Annotated in this window: 8 protein-coding genes and 1 pseudogene; 4 read left to right on the top strand and 5 right to left on the bottom strand. The window is 46.9% G+C overall.

Features of this window, described 5'->3' with window-relative positions; translation table 11 throughout:
- Nucleotides 1-164: 164 nt before the first annotated feature.
- On the top strand, nucleotides 165-722 hold the full coding sequence (locus ACOJS8_RS09295; protein WP_420148260.1) for an acyl-CoA thioesterase: 558 nt from the start codon (nucleotides 165-167) through the stop codon (nucleotides 720-722).
- 20 nt (nucleotides 723-742) lie between these two features.
- Here the strand turns inward: ACOJS8_RS09295 and ACOJS8_RS09290 are convergent, their stop codons facing one another.
- The 4 genes from ACOJS8_RS09290 to ACOJS8_RS09275 are packed head-to-tail and all read right to left on the bottom strand — an operon-like array spanning nucleotide 743 to nucleotide 4,327.
- A complete protein-coding gene (locus ACOJS8_RS09290; RefSeq protein ID WP_420148259.1) occupies nucleotides 743-1,771 on the bottom strand; it encodes a methionine synthase in 1,029 nt (342 codons plus the stop codon).
- 48 nt (nucleotides 1,772-1,819) lie between these two features.
- Nucleotides 1,820-2,323, bottom strand: a complete 504-nt coding sequence (locus tag ACOJS8_RS09285) for a GNAT family N-acetyltransferase (protein WP_420148258.1) — start codon at nucleotides 2,321-2,323, stop codon at nucleotides 1,820-1,822.
- 12 nt (nucleotides 2,324-2,335) lie between these two features.
- Nucleotides 2,336-3,118 (bottom strand): SDR family NAD(P)-dependent oxidoreductase, encoded by a 783-nt coding sequence (locus tag ACOJS8_RS09280; RefSeq protein ID WP_420148257.1) that lies wholly within the window; start codon nucleotides 3,116-3,118, stop codon nucleotides 2,336-2,338.
- A gap of 15 nt (nucleotides 3,119-3,133) precedes the next feature.
- The gene (locus tag ACOJS8_RS09275; protein WP_420148256.1) at nucleotides 3,134-4,327 is read right to left on the bottom strand and encodes a Gfo/Idh/MocA family protein; all 1,194 of its coding nucleotides are present in this window, start codon (nucleotides 4,325-4,327) and stop codon (nucleotides 3,134-3,136) included.
- Nucleotides 4,328-4,406: 79 nt separating this feature from the next.
- Between ACOJS8_RS09275 and pnuC the strand changes: the two genes are divergently transcribed.
- The 3 genes from pnuC (at nucleotide 4,407) to ACOJS8_RS09260 (ending at nucleotide 6,234) form a co-directional block, all read left to right on the top strand.
- A complete protein-coding gene (gene pnuC / locus ACOJS8_RS09270) occupies nucleotides 4,407-5,081 on the top strand; it encodes a nicotinamide riboside transporter PnuC (protein WP_420148255.1) in 675 nt (224 codons plus the stop codon).
- 73 nt (nucleotides 5,082-5,154) lie between these two features.
- Complete coding sequence (locus ACOJS8_RS09265) at nucleotides 5,155-5,565, top strand: lipocalin family protein (RefSeq protein WP_420148254.1); 411 nt, start codon at nucleotides 5,155-5,157, stop codon at nucleotides 5,563-5,565.
- Between the two features lie 360 nt (nucleotides 5,566-5,925).
- Complete coding sequence (locus ACOJS8_RS09260) at nucleotides 5,926-6,234, top strand: isoamylase early set domain-containing protein (protein WP_420148253.1); 309 nt, start codon at nucleotides 5,926-5,928, stop codon at nucleotides 6,232-6,234.
- 89 nt (nucleotides 6,235-6,323) lie between these two features.
- Here ACOJS8_RS09260 and ACOJS8_RS09255 read toward each other — a convergent pair.
- Nucleotides 6,324-6,499 (bottom strand): annotated as a pseudogene (locus ACOJS8_RS09255) (xylose isomerase); the annotation flags it as partial.

Raw genomic sequence — 6,499 nt, 5'->3', positions numbered from 1 at the left:
TTGTGGTGAAAGCTTCTCCGTATAAATCAGCGAAGTCTGGGGGCTCATCGTTACATGATTTCTTTGCTGTTGAAAAGTCGCTACGTAGCGACTTTTTTATTTTTATTGGTTTACGATCTTTATAACAAAACCAGAGTCAGTCTCTAACTTACATTCATTCGATTATGTTAGCCAAGCCTGTCGGTCATTCCCGCACTACGCTCACCGAATTAATGATTCCGTCGTACGCCAACTTTGGCGGTCGAGTTCATGGCGGTATTTTGCTTTCTCTGATGGACAAAGTGGCGTACGCCTGTGCAGCTAAACATGCGGGTCAGTATTGCGTAACGGTTTCTGTAGATGGGGTCAATTTTCGGCAACCGGTTGAGGTAGGCGAGTTGGTATCACTGATGGCATCAGTTAACTACGTAGGCCGTACGTCGCTGGTAGTCGGCATAAAGGTGGTGGCCGAAAATGTAAAAGACGGCACAAGTAAGCACACCAATACGAGTTATTTCACGATGGTTGCGAAAGATGATAACGACCGGCCAACTGAAGTGCCTCCGCTCCTACTCGAAACATCGGATGATGTGCGCCGTTTTCTGGAAGCGATGAAACGAAAAGAACTTCGGACCTCATTTGCGGCCTATTTCGATAATGCTAAAACAAAGATGCTGGTCGATGAGAATGTCGATAAACTTCAACATGAGCGCTGTCAACTCGCCAATGGGTTAGTCTTATAAATACGTAATACGTTACGTCTCTACAATTCTCCGCGAATAATTTTAGCCCCAGCCACCATATTGACCAGTTTTTGTTTAGCAGCCCATCGAGCGGTTTGGCTTAGACCACAGTCGGGTGCCACAGCGAGTTTTTCAGCCGGTACGTACGGCAGGCACTTCCGAATGCGTTCTGCTACGTCTTCCGGCGTTTCGATGTAATAGCTTTTTACATCAATAACGCCCACTGCTACGTCGAATCTCTCCGCGAATCGTTCCAGCAGGTTGACTTCGGCGAAGTTCAATACGGTCATTTCGGTATGCAGCTCATCGACGTTCATATCCAGAAAATCAGGTAGCATGGGCGCGATGGTTTTCTTACCAACTGACCGGCCTTTGTAATTTCCGAAACAGAGATGCATCGATAAGCGGGTTTTTCCCACCCCTGGCGCTACGGTCCTATTGAAAATATCGACGAATCGCCTGGTATCTTCACGGTACGCGTAGCACGACATAGACGGTTCGTCTACGCAAATTTCGGGTACACCAAGCTCTATCAATTTCGCAATTTCTTTATTGACGAGCGGCAATAGCGCTTCCGTTACGTCCCATCGGTCTTTGTAATGACTTCCCGGCAGTAATCGACCACTGAGTGTATATGGTCCCGGAATAGATACTTTAAGACCTTGTCCTGCCGGCGCTAGTCGTTTTAGTCGCAAATATTCTTCTACGACACCCAGTCCTTTCGGCGCTGTTAATGGCTCAACAATGTTGTGTTTACCACGTTGGTCGTGCGCCGGAGGACCGAATCGACGGAGTTCAGTTTCGTTATTCTGAATTCCGTTGATATATCCATAGAAAGACAGGTTGAAGTCGAAGCGAGTCTGCTCCCCATCCGTAATCACATCCAGGCCTGCTGCAACCTGGTCATGAACAGAAGTCACAACGGCGTCTTCAATCATTTCGTTGATATCAGCAGGCCCAAACTGTGACAAATGCTGACTGGAAAATTCGAGCCAGCCCGGAAATGGCATCGACCCAACAACGGTAGTTTTAATAGGAACGGGTTGCACTACGTATCAATGAGTTTTAATGTAACTTTTCCTCAAAAAAGCGACGATTTAAATTATATACTCCCACCAAAGCATGTTTTCTACCCGATCAAACAATCGAAAACCATTTTTCTCCAGCACTTTTTGCGACGCTACGTTTTCGGTTTCCGTGTCCGCTACAATACGCTGTACATTCGGCTGATGGCTCGCCCAATTAACTAAACCGGCTACCATTTCGGTCATATAGCCTTTCCGACGAAGTGCCGAATACGTACCGTAGCCTATCTCGATCGTACCGGTTTCATCGGGTTCTCCCTTGAACTTAGCCTCGGCCACAAATTGCTGCTTTTGCCGATCAATAGCCATCCACATGGTGTGATACAACGGATCGAGTGTCGGGTCCTGCAAGCGAGGAATGGTGAAATGCCTGATTATGCTTAGTAGCGGTTCAGTCAGCTCCCGATGGCCTTTTTTCAAGCCCAGCTTCTTTTCCAGCTGGTGATTATCCGTAATGTGCAGATAAAGTTGTTCAAGCGTTAGCGGAACCAAAGTCAAACGTGCGGTTTCGATCATGATCTGCCCAGGTTAAAATTGGCCCTCACTTACGCTCCATCCGCCATCTACGGTCAGAACCTGGCCAGTTGCGAAGGCCGAATAATCAGACATAAAATAAACGGCTGCACCATCCAGATCATTAGGTTGACCGATACGTCCTCCATCCAGCGGCTGCTTGGTTCTGGTAAAAGCCATAATTGCGTCGTCATGGGCAGCCCGTTGCGCCATAGGTGTTTCGACCAGAGCCGGGGCCAGTACGTTCACCCGAATGTTGTCGCTTGCGTAATACGCGGCAACTGATTTTGTAAAGCCAATTACAGCCGACTTTACGGCAGCATAAGCGTGCGTTGCGAAATACGTTGGCGAAGGACGCGAACCAAGCACTGAACCCATATTCAGAATAGCTCCGCCCGATTTTTGCTCACGAAATACGCGAACGGCCGCCTGGTTCGACAGCATGAGCGATGTGAGGTTCAGATTAGCGGTATAATTCCAGCCTTCCAGCGTAAGCTCGTGCAAAGGTCCATCACCAAACCGACGGCCACTTCCACCTGCTACGTGGTATAATCCATCAAAACCACCGAAAATTTGCTGACAAAGCGCAATGGCTTTGGGCGCGGTTTGAGGGTTGGACGCATCGCCCGACATAGCCAGACCCTTTCCATTCAGGTGCTGTTCGGCAGACGCACAACTCTCGGCATTTCGCCCAACGACAACTACATTAGCTCCTTCACGCACAAAGGCTAAGGCAGCCGAGAGTCCGATACCCGTAGTACCGCCAATGATTACGATTTTTTTAGATGCTAACCACATTAACGCTTTAATTAATTACACTAAGTCTCGCTCGCTGATCTTACCGGTCTGCTTGTCCTTAAGAATGACTTTATGCCGACCGTCGTGCGTAACTTCTTCTTTGATTAAATAATACTGTTCGTCGTAGTCAACTAGCGTAGTGGCCTGTTTGAGACCTTCCTGACCACGCCAGACGGGCAGATTTACTTTTTCCCACTGCTTTGTTTCGGCCGATTTATAGGCTGCGTCCAGCACAGCATTTACTACGTATCCGTCGTAGAAGGTTTCTGCGGGGTCGCGGCCGTCTTCCTGCGCCGAAAACATGTCCGTAAACATGTGATTATAACCCAGATCATTCACTTCATCGCCCACTGGAAACAGCCAGCCCGTGGTCGATTCGGCTTTTTCCGCTACGTAGTCGGCGCCTTTTCCCGACGTGTACATTTCGAAACCTGTCCGCAGAAAGTTATTGATCCATATCGTACCTTCGGTGCCCATGACTTCGTCGCGCAGGTCCATCCCGCCCCGGAATGTCCAGCTTACTTCAAACTGCCCGATAGCGCCGTTTTCGTACTTGACAAGCGCAATGGCGTGATCCTCGGCCTCAATCGGTTTAACCTGCGTAGCGGCCCAGCACATTACTTCGACAGGCTTTACGTCTTTCCCAATAAAATTCCGGGCAATTTCGACGCAGTGACAGCCCAAATCGAGCATGCAGCCACCACCCGCCTGCTCTTTATCCCAAAACCAGTCTGAATGCGGGCCAGGGTGCGTTTCGCGGGATTTAGCCCAGAGAATACGACCAAGCGCACCATTCTTAACGCTATCCAGCGCCTTCAGGAACTTAGGCGTATAACAAAGATCTTCCAGATAACCGGCAAAAATTCCGGCTTCTTCTACGGTTTGCATCATGCGCAGCGCTTCGTCGGCGTTACGTCCCAGCGGCTTTGTGCACACCACCGATTTTTTATGCTCCGCGCACAGATTGACGGCCGTTTCGTGGATATTATTGGGCAAAGCAATACAAACCATATCAACGTCGGGATGTGCAATCACTTCTTCCATATTGGTCGACGCAAAGTCGCAACCGTAGTCGGCTTTAAATTTATCGGCGGTTTCCTGACGGCGGGCGTAGATGGCCACAACCCGATCGCGGCTGCGTTGTCCGTGAATAGAATCAGCGTAAAAGCGACCGATAAAGCCGCCACCGAGCATAGCAATACGTTGCATGAGATAAAGGTTAGGGTAAAAGGTTAATCCGTACTTTCGCAGCGTTAAATATGAGAAATCTCTGCTGATTCACGGACGCATGCCCAATATTTTTGACATCAATACTATTTTCTTTACCGTATGGGACTATCCAATGAGTTATCTGGAGTTTTTTGGCGGAACGACGGGGGCAGTGGCTGTTTGGCTTTCGGCGCGGGCAAACGTATGGAGCTGGCCGATTGGAGCGATTAGCGTATTGCTGTTCTTCTTTCTGTTTTATCAGATTCAGTTATACCCGGATATGTTTTTGCAGGTGTTTTTCTTTGTTACGAACATCCAGGGCTGGTGGCGCTGGAAACACCCAAAGCAAAACGAAACCGATCGTCATCAGGAACTACGTATCAGTCGAACACCAGTCCGTCAGTTGATTATCTGGACCGTATCAGGCTTAGTAGCGACGGCTGTGATGGGTTCATTTGCCAGCAATTTGCATGAGTGGTTTCCTGTATTGTTCAGCAAACCCAGCGCTTTCCCCTATCTCGACTCGTTTACCACCGTTATGAGCATTGTTGCTACGTTTCTGATGATTGAAAAACGGGTAGAATGCTGGTACGTCTGGCTGGTTGTCGATGTTATTTTAACCTACATGTATTTCACAAAAGGTGTCAAATTAGTGGGTATTGAATACTTTGCATTCTGCTTCATCGCTGCTATAGGCGCGTGGAACTGGACACGAGAATATCAAAGCTATGAGAAGCAGCCAAGCCGGCTATAGCTTAGTAATTCTATCGAAAGCCATTCCAACCATTGGCTACATTTAAGAATCTGTTCAGTAAAGGATCATGCCGATGCGATACGTTATACTTGTTTTTTCTTTACTAATTGCCGGGAGTTGCTCGAAGCCGGGTAACGTAACACCGTCAGATACAATTGTAGGCACCTGGCGACTGACAGCTTATTGCAAACCTGCCAGTAGTTCTGCCTGTACAGCTGTTAAAGTTCCATCTGGCAAAAGCGTGTTTGTTGCGTTCGGCAAGGATGGAAAATTTAATGAGACTTACGAGAATACCAAACCCATTGAGTATAGCTTTTTAGGCTGTGGTAGTGGCGACTATACCATTGAAGGGAATAACATACGTATTGTAGCACTGTGTATGTCATCTACAAGCGGAAGATTAATGCAGCTGGTGTCGGTCAATAATAAGCAATTGATATTAAATCCGTTTGGCTCAGGCGAATATACTTTTGAGAGAGAGTAACACACTACGTATGTATCCACCGACCTGCCTTTGACAGTAAACAGCCGAAGGGTTTTTGAACAGTAGGGAAACGAGATGATGGCTCGTTATCGCAACGAACTCAACACCTAACTGTACTTATAAACTGATTAGCGGCATCTGTGCAGAACGTTGAAAAAACTGCCAAATTATTAGTCAACCAAATTGCGTATAAAGCTGATCAACATACACAAAAATAGGACGTTTCTTAGATAGTCAATTATAATTCAATAATCAATAAATAGAAATATTCAAAGAAATTGAGCTTATAAAGCACTGATAATTATGATATTACTCATTTTGTACTATAATTTTGCAGAAGGAATCAAACTATGAACCTCTATGGCAGTTGCCAAACAATTTCTCAAAAGCAAACCTATTGCAAAAGTAACGTTTGAGTTGCCGGCAGAAGCCGTCAACGGTGCAAAAACGGTCGCTCTGGCCGGTGAATTCAATAGCTGGGATGCCTCCGCTGCAGCGTTGAAGAAGCAAAAAGATGGTTCGTACAAAACCACGGTTGAATTGCCTGTGGGTAGCGAGTACCAATATCGCTACGTTCTGGATGGCACAACCTGGATCAACGACTGGGCTGCTGACAAATACGTCTCCAGCGGTGTTGCCGGTGAAGAGAACTCCGTTGTTGTTCTCTAAGAAGATCTTTACTTTACTATATAAAAAGGGTAATCAGCATCTTTGATGATGTTCTGATTACCCTTTTTATATGATAAGCCCGCAGGCTTTTATACGGTAAAACTATCCGATTCTACGTAAGCCTTAATCAACGCCATTTCTCCTTCTTTTCCGGGTTTTGAGTTACCATGCTCCATGCCGAATATGAATTCTTTGTTTGCCGCTTTCTGCTTATCGTAGATGTATTTAAATACGTTCTTGTAATTGATTTCGCCCGTTGTTGGCT

The organism is Spirosoma sp. (assembly GCF_048594605.1).
Taxonomy (GTDB): Bacteria; Bacteroidota; Bacteroidia; order Cytophagales; family Spirosomataceae; genus Spirosoma.
Note: the sequence above shows the minus strand (reverse complement) of the source record. Positions and strands in the feature narration are given on the sequence as shown.